We start from the raw sequence: 19,954 nt of genomic DNA on the forward strand, positions 1-19,954 counted from the left end.
TAATACATATTTCATAAGCATTCAAACCGAGCTGTTAGTAACAAAAGCGCAAGCCTCTTGTTCACCCTAGAGGCAATAAGACAAGCCTCATCGTGGTGTTCTTACCCGTGATGAGGGTTGTGTTAAGACTTCAGGCGGGGTATGCGCTGGAGTTGGATGGTGGCCAACTTAGGAGTTAATTGTCCACTGCCCATTTTATTTATATCCACAAAAAAAGAGTTCTTCTCATAATCCGAGAAGAACTCTTTTAATTTTAAACGTATAAAATTACAACTTACTTACCGCTTCATCAAATTCCGCTTCTACCTCAGGTGCTGGCTTACCAGTTAAACTGATTACTACAGCCAGAATCAAATTGAGTAAGAAAGCAGGAACGATTTCATAGAGGTCGAAAATTCCTCCTGAAAGGAAATCTCCCCATATGATTACCGTTAATGCACCAGCAATAATACCTGCTAATGCACCGTTTCTAGTAAGACCTTTCCAGAATAAAGCAAGTAATACAATTGGTCCAAAGGCACCACCGAAACCTGCCCATGCATAACTAACCAGTTCTAGTACTGAGCTTTCCGGATTTGTTGCAAGAAGTGTTGCAATTAATGCAATAGCAGCAACCGCAAAACGACCAATCCATACTAATTCACGCTCAGATGCATTTTTACGTAAAATAGCTTTATAAAAATCCTCTGCTACTGCAGATGATGATACTAGCAACTGTGAGTCAATTGTGCTCATAATGGCAGACAAAATAGCTGCTAATAGAATACCTGCGATGATTGGATCAAACAAGATTTGTGAAAATGCAATGAATATTTTCTCAGGGTCAGCAAGCATTTGTATGCCAGCGTCATTTGTTACAACTTGAACTCCAAATTGAGACAATACCCCTACATCTTCCGTGCTAATAAATGCAAGACCCGCAAGACCTACAAATACCGCTCCGTATAGTCCTAGAACCATCCAAGTCATACCAATGAAACGTGCTTTTGGTACATCTTTAGCTGAACGTAATGCCATGAAACGCGTAAGAATATGAGGCTGACCAAAGTAACCTAAGCCCCATGCTAAAGAAGATAAAATACCTATTGCACCAACACCAGCAACCATGTCTAAGTGTCCTGGTGAGATGTTGCCTACTGCATCTATAGTAGCGTCCCAGCCACCAACAATCATAATTGCTCGTATTGGAACAATAATTAGTGCCAAGAACATTAGAATCCCTTGGATAAAGTCAGTCCAACTTACCGCTAGAAATCCTCCTAGGAATGTGTAAGAAACGATTACTATTGCGCCAATCCATAATGCTTGAGTGTAAGATAGGCCAAATGATGCTTCAAATAGCTTCGCGCCACCAACCATACCTGATGAAGTATAAAATGTGAAGAATACCAAAATAACAATTGCAGAAATAACACGTAATAAGTGAGATGTATCGCGGAATCGGTTTTCTAAAAAATCCGGGATCGTGATAGAGTTATTAGATACTTCCGTATAAACTCTTAAACGTTTAGCAACGAACTGCCAATTTAAATAGGCACCAATTGCAAGTCCCACTGCGATCCAAGCTCCTCCTAAACCACTAGCATAAATAGCACCTGGTAAACCTAGTAGTAACCAACTACTCATATCTGATGCACCAGCACTAAGTGCCGCAACACCTGGTCCTAATCTTCTTCCTCCAAGTACATAATCCGATAAATTATTTGTTAAACGATAGGATATTACTCCGATTGCTAGCATACCCAGTAAATAAACTATAAACGTTATTAGTGTAGCTGTTTCCATGTTTTATTTTTCTCTCCCCTCTGTAAATAAAGTAATAGTTGATAGAATAATTAATATTGGCATTGGTACAAATAACCAAAACCAGGTGGCACCCGTCAGTGCAAAATCCTCCATGAGACAACCCCCTTTTTATACATTTGTATGCATGTTTTTTTTATTGATTACTAGAATTATTCAAACAAAAATACACACATAACATAATAACTATAACACAACTTGTATTTTTAGAACATTTCAAACGTTTGAACAAATTGTCAGTTAAGTATAAATATACATAAATTTACGTATATTTATACTTATTCCAGTTCTGAGGTAATAAGTATTCACAAAAACTTATAAAATTAAGTAGATATTTTTTCCTAGAAAGGCATTATTGCTCCTCAATATTTAAAGCGCTTTTATTTTTTCGTGTGTAAAAATGACTATTAAAAATTTGCATAGAATCTTCACTTTTGAAATAGCGAGCTACAGAGTCGCAATGAATCATTTTGATTTCATTGGCACATCTCCTGCCTGCGTGTCCAACCCCACAAATAGCAATAAAGGCGAATAGTTGCTAGTTTGGGGTGAATCTTTGCTAGTTTGGGGCGAATTAACTCAAGTTTGGTGCGAATAATCTGATATTAGGAGTGAATCCGCTAAAATTAGAGGCGAATCCACGCAGAATAGGAGCCACATTTAGGGTGGCTCTTACTCAGAAATCTTACATTTTACATCTATAGTATTGATTTGCCCACTTTCAGAACAAATCGTCACATTATATGCTGATTTTCTGCTCCTGTTAGCTCAAATAGATAACGAACATCCACCTATTACCTTCTGCATCATCCGGATCTATCTTTTCAGTTGGTTCCTGAGTTGTTAGTATGTTATCTATTACAACATTATGCATATTACCAGTTCAGACTATAGTTGAATTAATTCTTCATAAGCTTTATTAGCTAATTTGTAATAATGAGTAGCAAACTTATATTTTTTTCTTTTTTCAAAGTGAATGCCCATTAAATTACCGTAAGTCACTAAATTAGCGTAATCATTTTTCCTCTGTAAATATGGAATTAAATGATCAATTACAAGTTGTTCAAATTCACTAAGTTGATTGGTAAGTATATAATAATGTGCATATAATTTCATATGATAAAATTGGTAAATCTTATCGCTACTATCTACTTTTTTTAGAATACTCATACCACGATCAATTACTGCTTTTTTCTTGTCCAATTCATTTGTGTGATAATATTCCTCAGAAAGACACGTTATAGCAATCAGTTGATCTTTCGTGGTGGCGCCTTTATCCTCTAACACTTTCTCAAAGTAATCAATCGCTAGATCTGACTCTCTCTTAGTTGCATGAAGATAACCGAGATTTATATTTACTAATCGTTTTAACTCTGAATTATTATTTAACTTAGAAATATCATCAGCTAAATTATAATTTTTAATTGCTTTATCAAAGTCTCTTATTCTTTCATAGGCGATTCCAAGTAGTATATGGCCATGAGCGCATCGTGATAGATTATAACTTTCCCGGTAATATTTCATAGCGCTCGATATATAGTCTATTACCTCTAATGTGTTTCTTAGCTTACTATATGTTACAGCCATCGTATAATTTAAATCAGCTGTTTCTCGCTTATCTAGATCGAGTTGCCCTAGTTTTTCTTCTGCTTGCTTATACATATTAATCGCCATACTATAATCTTCAGAAAGTGAATGGTAATTGCCGACAAATTTATACCAATAAAAGAGTTCAACATCGTTAAAGGATCCCATTATTTCTTTTAAGACGAGCAATTGCTGATATGACTCCGTTTTTTTACCAATTAATAAAAAATACCGCACTTTATATATTTCAAATAATATGTGTACATCCGAAAAACAACCCTCAATCAAATATTGCAGTTCTTGATATTTTATTTCAAGTTGTTTTTTATCACTAGATTCATACAACATGCCAAACCATTCGTTGCATTTTTGTTGTAAATATATAGAATGCGCATCGTCAGTTTGATGTACACCTAACCGTATAAATAACATTTGAATTACTTTATAACTAGCATTTGTTTTTTGGTTTTCTATTTTTGATAAGTAAGATTCTGACACGATTCCTTTGGCTAAATCCTCTTGTTTCATTTGTTGTTTAGTTCTGTGAAGCTTTATAAAAGGACCTACATCCATAATTATCCACCTTTAAAAGTGTTTTATTTTTATAATAGAATCAATTTCATAATACCTATTTACCACCGTCAGGATGCAACATATGTTGAGATATGCCTTGATATTGTCATCATGAAATTCACCCAATAGATAAATCGACCTATGCACTATTTACATACTAACATAAAAAAAACTGTATTAGTCTTCATGCAAATATCACATAAACTTCAAAATATTTAATGAGATTAATAGTTTCATATTAAGTTCACCATATAAAAACACCCCTTCTTTTGGTTAGAAAGAAGGGGTAATGATAATTAAAGCATTTCTGATGTAGTTTTCCCTTGCATGTGGTGAATTAAGTAATCCGGGCCACCTGCTTTAGAATCCGTACCAGACATGTTAAAACCACCAAAAGGATGATAACCAACAATAGCAGCAGTACAGCCGCGATTAAAGTATAAATTACCAACATGGAAGTCTTCACGTGCTTTCTCGATGTTAGCACGGTTATTAGTGAATACTGCTCCAGTCAGACCATAGTCAGTGTTGTTAGCGAAGTCTATCGCTTCATCGAAGTCTTTTGCTTTTGAAAAGCCAACAACTGGTCCAAAGATTTCTTCTTGCATAATCGTTGCGTTGGGATCAAGATCAGCAAAAACTGTTGGATTGACAAACCATCCCTTAGATTTATCGCCAGTACCACCAATCATTAATTTACCCTCTTTTTTACCTGTCTCCACATAATCTAAAATTTTATTGTATGCCTTTTCATCAATCACAGGTCCCATGTAAGTATCATGGTTAGTCGGATCCGCAACATTTACTTCCTTCGTTAATTCAACAACTCGTGCCAATAAGTCGTCATAGACATCTTGGTGTGCAATTACTCGAGAACATGCCGAACATTTTTGACCTGAGAAACCAAATGATGAATAAGTTATTGCTTCAGCAGCTAATTCAAGATCAGTATCTTTGTCGACAACAATTGTATCCTTACCACCCATTTCAATAATGGTACGTTTCAACCATTTTTGGCCTGGTCCAACAACAGCCGCACGTTCAAAAAGACGCGTACCAACTTCTCTTGAACCTGTGAAGCTAATTAAACGTGTGCGTGGGTGATCAACTAAATAGTCTCCTACCTCTGCTCCGCTTCCTGGGATGTAGTTTACTACTCCATTTGGCATACCCGCTTCTTCAAGTACTTCCATTAGCTTATAGCTAATAACAGGCGTCGTACTAGCAGGTTTTAATAATACAGTGTTTCCAGTTACAAGAGGTGCTAATGCAGTACCTGCCATAATCGCAAATAAGAAGTTCCATGGAGAGATAACCACCGTAACTCCTAGTGGAATATAATTATAGCGGTTATTTTCAATTTCACGACTATTAATTCCTACACCGTCTTTAATTTGAAGCATTTGACGGCCATAGTATTCCATGAAATCAATAGCTTCAGCTGTATCTGCATCCGCTTCCTTCCAAGGTTTACCACCTTCTAACACTAAATGAGCAGTAAATTCCTGTTTACGACGACGAACAATTGCTGCAGCACGGAACAAAATATCTGCGCGCATTTCTGGTTTAGTTTTGCGCCACCATTGGAACGTTTCGTCAGCTACTTTCATTGCTTTTTCAGCAATTTCTTTGTTAGCTTTTGAAACATATCCGACTACTTGGTCTTTATTTGCGGGATTGTAAGATACAATTTTCTCATCTGTAGTAATACGTTCCCCACCAATGATTAGTGGATAATCTTTCCCTAGGCTCTTTTCAGCTTTCTTCAATTCTGCCTCTAGCTCTTTGCGATTTTCATCAATTGAGTAATCTGTGAATGGCTCGTGTTTGTAAGGTGTTACCATGAAATGACCTCCTTTATAATTCGGACAAATTTCCTTAGCAGCTAAGTAATAAAAGCTAAGGCCTTACCAATCATAATTTTAACGTATTGCTCCTGACAGTTCAAACAATCCAGTTCACATTTAATGGTAAATGTGAACTGTTGGTTCCTCTTCCCCAATACTTCGGGTAATTAAAGCCTCTTGTTGTCCATTTGACGTTATGTTGATTTCTAAGGCATAATGAGCTTGTTGAAAGCCATCAATAACTAATCCATAAATATATTGGGTAAAGCCTATTACCTCAGCTTTTCCATTAAAAGAAACCGGTATTTCAATTGTGAGCTTTTCAAGCTGCTCGTCCCTATAAAATCCTTTTCCTACTACACTGACATAATTAGGAAAATAATCGGCTACATCTTGTTCAAAATCCTGTAAGTTAGCAGAAATATCAGGATATTTCTCCTCAGCCGAATTTGAGGGAAACAACATAAATTCTTCATCAATCGATTCCCAATCGCCAATAGAAGATGAACCTTTAGACACTACTGTTTTTGCAATAAAGTTTCCTGGAACAATTGAGTCATATGCTTCCTCTCGATATATGGCGATCATAATCGGCACATTTTCTAAACCAGCAATTTCCCTAGTGCGCTGAACGACTTCTTGAGCAATCGAATTTGCCTCTTTTAGCATTTCATCTTCTGGAATGTCTTGATAATAATCAGGACCACCAATTTCAGTTTGGAATCTATAGGTTGATTTTAAAGCTATTCCAATTGACACTCCACCGAGTTGGACGACATTATCTTCCGTCTTAGTTAAATAATTTTGTTCTAATACATACGATAGATATTTAGGATTATTTTGTTCTTCCTTTATTAACTCAGCAGGGTCAGCATCCTCTTCATCAGTTTCTATATTTAATTCGGGATTTAGGCCTAACTCCTCTTCTCCCTCTTCATATCTTTCTAGCCAATCATATGCCATATCTTTAGTAATGTATTGCCCCTCTTGAAAATAATAGTCTTCTGGATCAAACACATCTTTAGAATGTCCCCTTAATCCTTCTTCAAGTTCATCAATATCAAGTCTGTTTGCTACTTGATTAACGATTACTCCCCTAGCCTTACTAAGTTTATATGGTAGTAAGACCCGGTACGTTTCCTCTGTAAGATTATAGCTAGGAATTATCGCCGTTTCTTGACTTGTCTCATCCTGAGTTTCCTCTACCACCTCATCTTGTTTGTTAAAAGAAGGCGCACAACTAGTTACTATTAGGAGTATCGCTAATAAACAAATCATTTTCACTTTCAACGCTTTCACCCCTATTCCTTTAAAGCTTCTCTTAACTCTTGTTCATCCCATACAGTTATTCCAAGTTCTTTTGCTTTATCTAATTTAGAACCTGCATCAGCACCTGCAATAAGTATATCTGTTTTTTTACTAACACTACCGGTCACTTTTCCACCATATGCTTCAATTTTTTCCTTTGCTTCTTCCCTTGATAATACTTCCAATTTACCTGTTAGTACAACTGTTTTATCGGTAAACAGTGAGTCTTCTTGCTTGTCAGATTTCCTAATGCCTTTGTATTCCATATTCAATCCTAAACTTCTTAACTCGTCAATTAATTGCTTGACTCTTGTTTCATCGAAATATCGAACGATCGAATCAGCCATTTTCTCGCCGATTTCGTAGATAGAGGTATAATCTTCGAAAGTAGCTTCCACGATGTGATCAATTGTCTCAAATTGCTCCGCCAGTGTTCTGGCAGCTTTAGAACCGACATGACGAATCCCTAAACCAAACAACAATCGTTCCAACGAGTTTTGTTTAGAAACTTCAATCGCAGCGAGTAAGTTTTCTACCGACTTCTCCCCCATACGCTCTAATTTAAGTAACTCTTTTCTTTCTAGCTTATATAGGTCAGCTATTGTATGAACTAAATTTTCATGAAATAACTGTTCAATCACCTTTTCACCTAAACCATCAATATTCATTGCGTTTCTAGAAACAAAGTGAATTAATCCTTCCTTTAGTTGGGCGGGACAACTAGGATTAATACAACGAAGGGCTACTTCTTCTTCCAATCGAACGAGTTCGCTTCCACAAGCTGGACAATCGCTTGGCATTTGAAATACTTGTTCTTCACCCGTTCGCTCATCACTAAGTACTCGAACAACCTCAGGGATAATATCCCCTGCCTTTTTTATTACTACGGTATCATTAATGCGAATATCTTTCTCACGAATTAAGTCCTCATTGTGCAAAGAAGCTCTTTGAACGGTCGTTCCTGCTACTTTCACTGGATTTAATAGTGCAGTAGGGGTGACAACTCCTGTTCTACCTACACTAAGTTCTATATCATAGAGCTTTGTAATCACTTCTTCCGCCGGAAATTTATATGCAATAGCCCACCTAGGGCTTTTTGCTGTAAATCCTAACGTTTCTTGATAGTCTAATCGATCAACTTTTATGACGATCCCATCAATATCATAGTTTAGATTTGAACGCTCTTCTACCCAGCTATTTACATAGTTAATAGCCTCTTCTATATTGTTACAAATTCGCCATTCTGGGTTTGTCTTAAATCCGATTTCTTTTAAATAAGTTAGGCGTTCGCTATGGGTCGACAATGTCCCAACTTCCCATTGGCCTACAGCATAAAGGAAAATATCCAGGTTCCTTTTAGCCGCGATTTTAGGATTAAGTTGACGCAAAGAGCCAGCAGCTGCGTTTCTAGGATTAGCAAATGCTTCTTCGGCATTATCTTCCTTAGCTTTATTTAATGCCAAAAATGACTTTTGTGGCATTAACGCTTCACCGCGCACCTCGATTGTATCTTGTTGATCGATACGAAGTGGGATGCTACGAATTGTTTTTAAATTGTTTGTTATATCTTCTCCAATTGTACCATCGCCCCGAGTTGCACCTTGAACAAACGTTCCATTCTCGTAACGTAAAGAGACCGCCAATCCATCGATTTTTAACTCACAGACATAGGATACCTCGTCCACACCCAAACCTTCTCGGACACGGCGATCAAAGCGAATTAAGTCATCTTCCCCAAAAGCATTCGCCAGACTCAACATCGGCACTGTATGTTGTACTTTTTCAAATGCATCGAGTGGTGCTCCACCCACACGTTGAGACGGAGAGTCAGAAGTCACTAACTCAGGAAATTGTGTTTCTAGTTCCATTAACTCATTCATCTTCTGATCATATTCATAATCAGAAACACTAGGATTGTCTTCTACATGATACTGATGATTGTATTTATTAATTTGTGATCGCAATTGTTCAATCTGGTTCTGGGCTTGTTGTTGATCCATACCGAACACCTCTACTATTCTTCTTTTGTGATTGGAGCGAATTTTGCTAACAAACGTTTAATTCCGGTTGGAGCTGGAAATGCAATGTCAAGTTCCATCGCTTCACCCTCACCCTTAACTTTTACAACTGTGCCTTGACCCCATTTTTTATGATTAGCCTTATCACCAGGTTGAAAGCCAATCGACTCTCCACCAGTTGTTGTCTCTTTGAGCTTTTTGGATGATCGTTTAGGTGCTGCAAACGGGTCCGGCTTTGGTTTTTGTGGAGACATGAAAGATCCGAACACTGCTTCTTCTTTTTTCTCCTCTAGCCCCTCTAATAATTCGTCAGGAATTTCACCGATAAAACGACTAACGGAATTCATATTCGTTCTACCATATAACGTACGCATCTTCGCATGAGTTAAGTGTAATTGTTTCTCTGCTCTAGTGATTCCTACATAGGCTAGTCTTCTTTCTTCTTCCATCTCTTCCTCATCCATCAACGATCTACTATGAGGAAAAACATTTTCTTCCATTCCAATTAAGAAAACAACAGGAAACTCCAAACCCTTGGCCGCGTGTAATGTCATCAGCGTTACTTTGTCATCAGCATTTGGATCATCATCTACTTTATCTATATCAGCAATTAAAGCCAAATCTGTAAGAAAAGCAATTAAACTCATGTCTTCACTTTGTTTTTCAAAGTGTTTCGTTACTGTTTTAAATTCTTCAAGGTTCTCCAAACGACTTTGTGCTTCTATGCTTCGTTCATTCTTTAACATTTCCTCATAGCCTGTCCGTTTCAAAACTTCTCCAACCATATCTGTCGCTGTTAAGAATTCTTGTTGGTTGGTCCAATTTTTTATTAATGCTCCAAACTCTGCTAATGATTTTGCCGCTTTTCCACTAACACCAGCAAAATCTACTTCTTGGACAGCCGTAAATAAGGAAATATCATGGTCAGCTGCATAGGCCTGTAATTTCTCTAACGAGGTTTTTCCTACCCCTCTTTTCGGTTCATTTGCAACCCTTGCAAAACTCAAATCATCATCTGGATTAGCGATCAATCGTAGGTATGCAAGCATATCCTTAATCTCTTTCCGATCATAGAACTTAGTTCCACCAATGATTTGGTATGGAATATTAGCCTTTACGAAAGTTTCCTCAATCGAACGAGACTGTGCGTTTGTACGATAAAGCACAGCGACATCCTTATAACTATATGTGTTTGTAGCAATTAAATCTTCGAGTTTATTTGCTACAAACAACCCTTCTTCTTGTTCTGTTGCTGCTTGATAATAATTAATTTTTGTACCTTCATCATTATCTGTCCATAACTTTTTAGGTTTACGACCTGTATTATGATCAATAACTGTATTTGCAGCTTGTAGGATTGATTTGGTCGAACGATAATTTTGCTCTAGCATAACAACCGAAGCATTAGGATAGTCTTTCTCAAAAGAAAGAATATTCGTAATGTCCGCACCTCGCCAGCGATAAATGGATTGATCCGAATCACCAACCACACATAGATTTTGATAGCGCGTTGCAAGCTGCTTTACCAAGTAGTACTGGGCATGGTTTGTATCTTGATACTCATCAACATGAATGTATTGAAATCGGCGTTGATAATATTCCAATACCTCTGGAACGCGGTCAAACAAGTTGATTGTTTGCATGATTAAATCATCAAAATCTAGCGATTGGTTTTTCCTTAGTATTTTCTGATATCGCTCATACACCCTAGCTATTTGTTCATCATAATAATTGCCTACTTTTTTACTATACTCTTCAGGTGTAACGAGTTCATTCTTTGCAGAACTAATTCCACCAAGCATCGCTCTAGGCTCAAACTTCTTTGGATCTATATTTAAATCTTTAAGAATATTCTTAATGACAGTCATTTGATCGCCGCCGTCTAAAATAGAGAAATTAGTACTATAACCAATTCGATCAATATCACGTCTTAATATCCGGACACACATCGAGTGAAACGTCGATACCCAAATCGATGCTCCCTCTGGACCAACAAGACGATAAACTCTATCCTTCATCTCTCTAGCAGCTTTATTAGTAAACGTGATTGCTAAAATACTACGAGGAGAAATTTCCTTCTCCCCTAGTAAGTATGCTATCCGGTGAGTCAGTACTCTAGTCTTTCCACTACCTGCCCCTGCCATAATTAACAACGGACCATCGGTATGTTTCACCGCTTCTCTTTGTCGTTCATTTAATCCCATTAGTAAGTCGTCCATGGTTTGACTCACAAAGACACCACCTTTAATTATTTCCTTTAACTGCTTGCACAGTTTTTAATCCATTTTTTAAATCATCGTATATTACATCTCCAACGACCACAACGTCCGCATACTTACCCATTTCCTCCGCCTGTTCTTTAGACCTTATTCCACCACCATAAAATAATAATGTCGTAGAAAGGTTCCTCTTAACTTGTTCGGCAAGGCTAGGGTCACCATAAGTCCCACTATATTCCAAGTAAAAAATAGGGGATTTAAACATTTTCTCAGCCATTTGCGCATAGGCAATAACATCTTCGTTATTCGGTAAGTAGCAATCTGTGTACTGAAATGCCTTCGCTTGTTCATTCATAATACAGTAGCTTTCGACAAAAAGTTCATTCCAATCAATTACACTTCCAAATTCCTTGACTGCCTGATGCTGTATATCCATAATCCACTTTTTATTTTTACTATTAAGTACGGTTGGAATAAAATAAAAGTCAAATCCGGGTGTTATTGCTTCTAAGTTCGACACCTCGAGAATACATGGGACAGTGAACCTACGGATACGACTTAATAATTGCAACACGCCATCTAGTGTTACATTGTCTGTACCACCAACAATCACTGCATCTGTTCCCGATTCACATATTTGCTCCAGTTCTTCTTCTGAGATTTCTTTATCAGGATCCAACTTAAACACATGCTTCCATTCATTCATGTTATACACAATAAACCTCCTGTACCGCTAGTACACCAAATTCAAATTTAGAATGAGGGAACTACACCATATTCACCGGTATCTTTACCCAAAATAGTGCTATACAATTACCCAGATTCGTTTCACTGGCAATCATGTCACTTACCTTTACTTCGTTTAGGATAACTCATTACGTTTCTCTTAGATATATGTAGATTAACTATAATCATTGATTCATTATATCAAAAATCTAACCATTTATTGAATAGAATGCAGAAGAATCTTTTGGGTCATTTTGGAAAGTCTTAAGTAAGACCCACAACAGCAGTAATATTCTATCCTTCAAGCAAAAAAATAGCCCTGTAACAGGGGCTATTTTAAAGTTACTTATCCTTCGATTGATCAGCAGGGAAAACTACTCCCATTTGCTTACGAGCTTCCTCTAAGACCATTGCTGTATGTAATGAGTTTTCATACGAATTGACTAATGATTCGGTTTGATTATTAGTTATCAATTCAATAAATTCCTTCGCCTCATAATACATCGTATTACTCTTTTGGTTCTGGGTAATATTCTCAGACGAACCATCTTTATATTTGATTTCTACATTAGTTGGCTTACTAATACTATCAATAATAATTGATCCTTTTTCTCCCTGAATCTCTGACTGGATATATGAATTAGCAATTTTCGAAAACATGACAGCACCATTCATGTTTTCATAATCAAAAATAACACTACCTTGTCCGTCCACTCCTGAATCAAGCATTAAGGCATTAGCTTTTAATTCTGTTGGCTTACCAAATAAAGCAACCATTGGATAAATACAGTAGATGCCAATATCCATTAAAGAGCCGTTGGAAAACTCCGGCTTAAATGCATTTAAAACAGTTCCTTCTTTATATGCATCATAACGAGAAGAATATTGACAATAACTCGCAAAATAGCGACGAACTGAGCCTATTTTATGTAAATTTTCTTGAATGATCTTGAAGTTAGGTAAGTGTGTTGTCTTTAATGCTTCCATCAATAGGACATTATTTTGTTGTGCAGTTTCAATCATTTCTCTAAGTTCATCGGCACTCGATGCTATAGCCTTCTCAACCATTACATGCTTGCCGTTTTTCATACATGCTATCGCTTGTTCTTTATGAAAAGAGTTTGGACTAGCAACATAGACCGCATCAAACGCTTCACTTTGAACAAATTCATCTAAATTAGTATATGTCGTCTCTACGTTATATTTATTAGCAAATTCCTTCGCTTTTTCTTCTGTTCTTGAATAAACAGCTGTAAGTATAAAATCTTCAATCTCTGAAGCCGCATTAATAAAATTTTCAGTAATCCAATTTGTACCGATAATACCAAAACGAACCACAATTACACCTCATTTAAATTTTTATCACTCGCATGACTATAATAGCGAAAGATTATTTATTTTCATCCTTATTATCTGACTTTTCTAGTCGTTCAAGTACCATTTGATACCCATCATTTCCATAATTGATACATCTTTTCACTCGCGAAATCGTTGTTGTAGAAGCACTAGATTCTTGAACAATAGCATGATACGTGTGTCCATCTCTTAGCATCTTTGCTACTTGTAATCGTTGCGCAAACGATTGAATTTCGCTCATAGTTGCAATATCATCAAAAAAACGATAAAACTCTTCTCTATCTTCTAACGTTAAAATCGCATCGAATAATTGATCTAAATGTTCCCCGCGTAACTTATCGATTTGCATCTTCAACCACCTTTTTTTATTACTCAGTCCAACTTATAATTATTGTATCGATACAGCTTCTAGACCTGTACTTTCAGGGATCACATTAATCCACGTTTTTCCTGGTACAAACCCAACTGGTTGACCATCTTGAACCGGGACTATTTGCCCGTCAATATTTTGCCATTCGACTGATTGAACAGTTCCTTTTTGAAGTAAATATCCATTTCCACCAGATTCAAAATCGATTTCTCTTCTACCAGCACTATCTACTACCTCGTGATAGGTCTCAATAATAAATACATTATCCAGTTTGATAGGTTCTTCTGTTTCAAGTTCAATGGATTGTTCTTCTCCATTGAAACGAAGGTATTTCTCAGATGCTGAATCATATTTATACCTTACTGGCGTCGAGTCATAATTGAAACTAACCTCATTAGCATCGTCACCAGAAATGTTCATTGACTCTTCTTCTGTCAAAAATGACAATGCCTTGTGTTTCGATTGTACTTGGTAACCTTTCCCCTCTGCAACTTCATAGACAGCATCAAATAATAAATATGAATTATGTGGAGCAACTCGGAAATCTTCACGTTTAAAAAGATGTCCGTCATTGTCGTAAAACATTCCCTCTAAGTGATCAGCAGCTCCTTGTTTTAACATATCTAAAATAAAGTTCGCAGCACCATGGTGAACATAGATCGCTCCATAATCATCCGCTAAATTAAAATAATAAGGGCGAGCGCTTCTTACCGGTCCAACAACATCAGGCTTTTCACTTTGAAAGATAGCCATTAGCCTCGTTATATTACCCTCAGCTAATATTTCAAATACAATATCCGCCTTTGTTAATCCGGTCTGTGGTCTAGCTTTTGGATGGTTATTTACCATAACCGCAACAGCTCTATCCGTTACCTCATCATTGGTCGGTACACCGCTATATGGATAGACATTCTTAAACGTCGGTTCCTCAGGTTCTTCTAAACCGACAGGCTCCTCCGTTTCACTTTCCGGATTTGGCTCTGCAACTTGTTCCTCTTTTTGACATGATGCCATCACAATCATCACTAGTAACAACAGTAAATACTTCCAGTAGTACTTTTTCATAGTCCCCTCAACACCTCAGTAATTACACTTTTTATTTTAACATTTCTCTATTTTTTGATTATACCATTACCTCATGATAGCAGGAAATAGAATCTCTCTCTTTTTAACATCAACAATTCCTTGTGGCGTAATACGGATAAAAGGTAAATGCGTCGACGATAAAAAGAGTAAGGTATGAGGAGGATCGTTATATTTGTACCCATACTGCTTTAATGTTTCGTTTAATAATCTATCTTTACTTATTAACGTTTCCATATCGCCGTCGTTCATCATTCCAGATAGAGTTAAGGGAAGCTCAAAGACAATCTCGCCACGATTAACTAGAACAATTCCACCACCCAACTCTTTCATTCTGTTAAAAGCAAGCAACATATCCTGTTTACTTTTACCAATAAAAATAATATCACCCGTAATAGAATACGAACTAACTAAACCACCTAAGCTGTCCGTAAACCCCTTAATTAACGTGTTGACTCGCCACTGACCTTTTCGATCAACCAGCATTAAAAATGATTCATCATGAGTCCGGTCTATCTCTTCAACATTGCCCTCTATGGTAACAGCATAAGGCTTAACAATTACGTCATTAACCATTTCTAGACCAATTGGCAATGAAAATTGCAAATCTTCTTCAGAAATATCCCAGTTTAACTGTAATGCATTTATCCCGTACTTTCCCCAATTAATCTCGACTTGATTATCAGTTATTGTTTCCTTTTCTTTTAACACCCATTGACCTTTAGCGATTACTGAGTTTGGCGTTGGATTTTCTTTTGAATCTAATATATTAAGATGAGCAACTCTGCCAGGAGCAATACTTCCCAATCGTTCATGCAAATTGAAATGTTTTGCTGCATTAAAACTAGCCATCATATAAGCATCTATTGTTGGAACTCCCTTTTCAATCGCAATTTCAATACACTGATTAATCAATCCCTTTTCATAAAAAGCAGGCGATGATCCATCTGTAGTCATTGTCAAAGAATCGTAATTAGTAATTCCTAATTGTTTTAATTCAGATAAAAGCTTCGGTAAATCTGGACGAATAGAAGAATACCTTAAGCCAACCTGATACCCAATGCTAATACGATCGAACACTTCTTTTCCCGTCATCCCCTCATGGTCTGCACTTGCGCCTAGCAGCTTCATTTTAGTTAATGTACGCTCAGAAGCGCCCGGAAAGTGCCCCTCTATAGGCTTACCAAGACGTTTAGCTTCTTGCATCCAATAAAGCACATGATCATCGTCAGCAAGTACTTGTGGCCAGGAAGTTAGTTCTCCTCCTTGGATAACTGCTGCATGATTTAACCATGCCAAAATATTGGAATCATGGAATATTTCATGCTCATCTTGTAGCAAGGTTTGTGAATCAAACCTTGCCCACCAGTACATCGATATTGGTATTTTCATAAAATCATCCAGTATTGTAAACGCTTTCTTTTGGGTGGTCAAATTTAACCAGAGCATATTATCATTTACCAAGGTAGTTGTTCCAGTTTGTGATGCATATTTTGCTAATTGATGGGGATTATATAATTGAAATGGATGTGCATGTGGTTCGATATATCCTGGTACAATATATTTTCCCTCACAATTAACAACTTCTGTGTGTAAAGTATTTTCAGGGAATCGATCTCCTACATATACAATCCGATCATTATATATCCATATATTGGCCATAACCCACTGTTTTAAATACACATTTAAATAAGTTGCATTTTCAAGCAACATAGTCGGTGCGAGTGTTCCATCTATTACAGAGACGTGTTCTCTTAATTCTTTATTTCTCCAACGGTAAAGATGTTCATTCATCATGATCTCCTCAATTTCTATATTTTCTATTGTGGCCTGACTAAGCGTCAGTGAAAATCCGAGTTTTTAACTCAAACAATTGATTGGTTTAAAGCAAACTTTTAGTGGCTAATTACCACCAGATAAAGGAAGTTTTACTTTATATTAACACATCATTAAATATTACGCATAACAGTTCTCTGAAAGGATGTTTTTTATATGATACGACAAAATATCGGAATATTAAATGCACTGCTTCGAATAACAATCGGCTTAACATTTTTAACCTATACTAGTGTTAATATGAATCGCCGACCATGGCGTCAAGGCTCAATTTTGCTGATTATCTTATCAGCAATGAAAGTCGCAGAAGGAATTGTTCGCTATTGTCCTGTAACTGACATCATTACTAACTATATCGACAGTAATGAGATGGAAAGTGGAAGCCAATCCGAAGAAGAGGGATTAGAGGAAGCAATTAACCCTTCCTAATATAAAATGACGTGTGGGGAAATTACCCTACACGTCATTTTATTTTCGATTAACGATATCATTGGCTAGCGATCCGATTTTTTTAATACGAAGAGCATTAGATACGATATGATAATTATCGAAATGACCCAAGCCCATGCTAAAGTGGTCTGATTTGATTCAAATGCCACATATATAGCAGTTGGAATCGTTTGTGTCTTACCAGGAATATTTCCAGCGAACATTATGGTCGCTCCAAACTCTCCAAGTGCCCTTGCAAAACTTAAGGTAATACCAGCGATAATTGGCTTAAAACATAGTGGAATGGAAATATATCTAAAAATCTCTCGTTCATTTGCACCATCTACTCTTGCTGCATCTTCAATACCTTTATCAATGGATTGAAATCCAGTTTTTGCAGATTGATACATTAAAGGAAATGACACCACTACTGCCGCGATAATCGCAGCCCAAATTGTAAATAAAACAGATTGATTGAATAGCGAATCGATTAGTTGACCAACAGGACCATTCCTCCCGAAAATAATTACTAATAAAAATCCGATAACTGTTGGTGGCAATACGATAGGTAACAGCAATAGTGTTTCCAAAGTAGTTTTTCCTGTGAAATGTCTGTTAGCCATGAACCACGCAGTAGAAGTCCCGCTAACAGTTACAATAAGTACAGCAATAGTAGCTACGATTAACGATAATTGAATTGGATCCCAAAATTGATTTGTTAACATTAATTATCACTTATGGGACTGAACCCATACTCCTTAAATATTTCTAATGAATCGCTGTTTGTTACATAGTCAAAAAACAACATTGCCGCTTCTTTATGGTTGGAGTCTTCCAAAATCCCAACTGGATATATAATCGGCGTATGGTCTTGTTTATTAGCGGTTGTAACTACTTGAACTGACTTTGAATGTAGCGCGTCTGTACGATAAACAATCCCCGCATCGGTATTACCTGTTTCGACATAATTTAATACTTGTCTTACATCTTTTCCGGGTATAAATTTATCCTTGAGCTTATTGTATAGTTTTTGTTTTTCCAAATATTCCTTAGCATAATAACCTGCTGGGACAGTTTCTGGTATGCCGATTGCCACTTTTTTGACTTCTTCATTTAATAAATCAGAAAAACTCGATAGTCTTACGTCCCCGCTATTTGGCTGAATTAATACTAACTCATTTCCCACCATTTCCTTATGGTAGTTGCTTGATATAAATCCTTGATCAAGCAAAGAATTAAACCTTTGGAGATTAGCAGAAATAAAAAGATCTACTGGAGCACCATGAGCTATCTGTTGCTGCAAGGAACCAGATGAACCAAAGTTATATAATAAATTTATATCATTATGTTCTTCTTCAAAATCAACGCGAATCTCTTCTAGTACATCCATCATGCTAGCGGCTGCTGAAATGGTTAGCTCTACTTGTTCATCATCATTGTTAGATTGTTGCGAAGATGAACAGGCAGTTAGAAGAAGTAATATGAAAATAATCACAGCAAAGTAAAGATAGTAACGCTTATTTTCTTTCATCGATGACAAACCCTTCAACAGATTACTTATAGTACTCTTTTACAATCTCTTTTTGAACAACCTCTTAAAGCTCCAATTTTATCTTATATCATTCGTTTAGGTCTACTACCACCTTAGGCAATAAACGATCTGTTTTGTTATAATAGGATAGGACTTAAATTAAATCATAACATAACGAGGTGAATACTCTTGTCAGAATTTACTCATATAAATCAACAAGGTAGAGCGAAAATGGTAGATATTACGGAAAAAAAGGAAACAATTCGCATAGCAATTAGCCGTTCTAGCATTATTGTTAACGACGAAATTTACCACCAGATTGTAAATCACCAAGTGGGAAAAGGGGATGTATTAGCTGTGGCCCAGGTTGCTGGAATTATGGCCGCTAAACAAACTTCAACCATTATACCGATGTGCCACCCACTCCCACTCAGTGGAATCGATATGAATTTTGAATGGAACCTAGATAATATCGATAAACCGGAGTTGTTAATAACAGTAGAGGTGAAAACTAAAGGAACTACAGGCGTTGAAATGGAAGCATTAACTGCTGCTTCTGTGACAGCTCTTACAATCTACGATATGTGTAAGGCTGTCGACAAAGGGATGGTTATTGGACAAACATACTTGCTTGAAAAATCCGGGGGGAAAAGTGGCGATTATAAACGTGAGACTAGTTAATCACCACCGTATCTTTTGACTAAGTATCTTTATTTATTTCCATCACAATATGTCCAATTTCAGGTAAGATTAATTCATTCATAGCTAGACGAACTGCACCAGATGATCCTGGAATTGAAAACAATACTGTTTTATTTGTCACCCCTGCAAATGCACGTGATAATATTGCAGCTGAACCAATATCGTGCTGATAGCTTAGCATTCGAAAGATTTCTCCAAACCCGGGGATTTCTTTTTTTGTTAAGGACTGAACCACTTCAATTGTCACATCTCTATTAGCTATTCCAGTTCCACCATTCAGGATGACTGCCTCGACTTTACTATCATTAACTGCTTTTGTTATTGCTGCCTCTATTTCTTTTAATTCGTCACAAACGATAACATAGTCCACTATTAAGTGTTCTTGTTCAATTAATAATTGTTTAATTAATTGACCACTTTTATCCGTTTCCTCTGTTCTTGTATCACTAACAGTGATTACCTTACAATTAATCGATGTTTTTGACTTTTTTCTATGTTTTTCTAACATAAACTAAGCACCTCTCTATTAGTTAGCATTATCAAAAATAAAATAGGGTAAACGATCA

At 36.6% G+C, this 19,954-nt stretch carries 16 protein-coding genes; 2 read left to right on the forward strand and 14 right to left on the reverse strand.

The features are described 5' to 3' along the window. Positions 1–267: 267 nt before the first annotated feature. From putP to LD272_RS04700, 11 genes are all read right to left on the reverse strand, one after another. Positions 268–1,785 (reverse strand): sodium/proline symporter PutP, encoded by a 1,518-nt coding sequence (gene putP, locus LD272_RS04650; protein WP_226035426.1) that lies wholly within the window; start codon positions 1,783–1,785, stop codon positions 268–270. A 906-nt stretch (positions 1,786–2,691) separates the two neighbouring features. After that, entirely contained in the window at positions 2,692–3,963 is a 1,272-nt protein-coding gene (locus LD272_RS04655) for a helix-turn-helix domain-containing protein (RefSeq protein ID WP_226035427.1), read from the reverse strand. 296 nt (positions 3,964–4,259) lie between these two features. Further along, the gene (pruA, locus tag LD272_RS04660; RefSeq protein ID WP_226035428.1) at positions 4,260–5,807 is read right to left on the reverse strand and encodes an L-glutamate gamma-semialdehyde dehydrogenase; all 1,548 of its coding nucleotides are present in this window, start codon (positions 5,805–5,807) and stop codon (positions 4,260–4,262) included. A gap of 120 nt (positions 5,808–5,927) precedes the next feature. After that, positions 5,928–7,094: a CamS family sex pheromone protein gene (locus tag LD272_RS04665; protein ID WP_369413937.1), complete on the reverse strand. Its 1,167-nt coding sequence runs from the start codon at positions 7,092–7,094 to the stop codon at positions 5,928–5,930. Positions 7,095–7,111: 17 nt separating this feature from the next. Beyond that, the gene (ligA, locus tag LD272_RS04670) at positions 7,112–9,118 is read right to left on the reverse strand and encodes an NAD-dependent DNA ligase LigA (RefSeq protein ID WP_226035430.1); all 2,007 of its coding nucleotides are present in this window, start codon (positions 9,116–9,118) and stop codon (positions 7,112–7,114) included. A gap of 14 nt (positions 9,119–9,132) precedes the next feature. Continuing rightward, positions 9,133–11,367, reverse strand: a complete 2,235-nt coding sequence (gene pcrA / locus LD272_RS04675) for a DNA helicase PcrA (protein ID WP_226035431.1) — start codon at positions 11,365–11,367, stop codon at positions 9,133–9,135. A gap of 13 nt (positions 11,368–11,380) precedes the next feature. After that, on the reverse strand, positions 11,381–12,070 hold the full coding sequence (gene pcrB, locus LD272_RS04680) for a heptaprenylglyceryl phosphate synthase (protein WP_226035432.1): 690 nt from the start codon (positions 12,068–12,070) through the stop codon (positions 11,381–11,383). A 353-nt stretch (positions 12,071–12,423) separates the two neighbouring features. Then, on the reverse strand, positions 12,424–13,419 hold the full coding sequence (locus LD272_RS04685) for a Gfo/Idh/MocA family protein (protein WP_226035433.1): 996 nt from the start codon (positions 13,417–13,419) through the stop codon (positions 12,424–12,426). A gap of 52 nt (positions 13,420–13,471) precedes the next feature. After that, positions 13,472–13,786: a YerC/YecD family TrpR-related protein gene (locus tag LD272_RS04690; RefSeq protein WP_226035434.1), complete on the reverse strand. Its 315-nt coding sequence runs from the start codon at positions 13,784–13,786 to the stop codon at positions 13,472–13,474. Positions 13,787–13,825: 39 nt separating this feature from the next. Further along, positions 13,826–14,872 carry a DUF3048 domain-containing protein gene (locus LD272_RS04695; RefSeq protein ID WP_226035435.1) on the reverse strand — a complete coding sequence of 349 codons (1,047 nt, stop codon included), beginning with the start codon at positions 14,870–14,872 and terminating at the stop codon, positions 13,826–13,828. A gap of 66 nt (positions 14,873–14,938) precedes the next feature. Then, a complete protein-coding gene (locus LD272_RS04700) occupies positions 14,939–16,684 on the reverse strand; it encodes an adenine deaminase C-terminal domain-containing protein (RefSeq protein WP_226035436.1) in 1,746 nt (581 codons plus the stop codon). Between the two features lie 198 nt (positions 16,685–16,882). On the opposite strand from LD272_RS04700, the gene LD272_RS04705 reads away from it, so the two are divergent. Then, positions 16,883–17,155: a YgaP family membrane protein gene (locus tag LD272_RS04705; protein ID WP_226035437.1), complete on the forward strand. Its 273-nt coding sequence runs from the start codon at positions 16,883–16,885 to the stop codon at positions 17,153–17,155. 65 nt (positions 17,156–17,220) lie between these two features. Here the strand turns inward: LD272_RS04705 and modB are convergent, their stop codons facing one another. Together modB and modA are read right to left on the reverse strand one after the other, a co-directional pair. Next, positions 17,221–17,880, reverse strand: a complete 660-nt coding sequence (gene modB, locus LD272_RS04710; protein ID WP_226035438.1) for a molybdate ABC transporter permease subunit — start codon at positions 17,878–17,880, stop codon at positions 17,221–17,223. Continuing rightward, positions 17,880–18,686, reverse strand: a complete 807-nt coding sequence (gene modA, locus LD272_RS04715) for a molybdate ABC transporter substrate-binding protein (protein WP_226035439.1) — start codon at positions 18,684–18,686, stop codon at positions 17,880–17,882. Before modA ends, modB begins: the two co-directional genes overlap by 1 nt. Positions 18,687–18,875: 189 nt before the next feature. Between modA and moaC the strand changes: the two genes are divergently transcribed. Next, on the forward strand, positions 18,876–19,367 hold the full coding sequence (moaC, locus tag LD272_RS04720; protein ID WP_226035440.1) for a cyclic pyranopterin monophosphate synthase MoaC: 492 nt from the start codon (positions 18,876–18,878) through the stop codon (positions 19,365–19,367). Between the two features lie 19 nt (positions 19,368–19,386). Here moaC and LD272_RS04725 read toward each other — a convergent pair whose 3' ends face one another. Continuing rightward, entirely contained in the window at positions 19,387–19,896 is a 510-nt protein-coding gene (locus LD272_RS04725; protein WP_226035441.1) for a MogA/MoaB family molybdenum cofactor biosynthesis protein, read from the reverse strand. Positions 19,897–19,954 lie beyond the last annotated feature (58 nt).

The sequence above is a fragment of the Aquibacillus saliphilus genome (genome assembly GCF_020404745.1).
GTDB lineage: Bacteria > Bacillota > Bacilli > Bacillales > Amphibacillaceae > Aquibacillus > Aquibacillus saliphilus.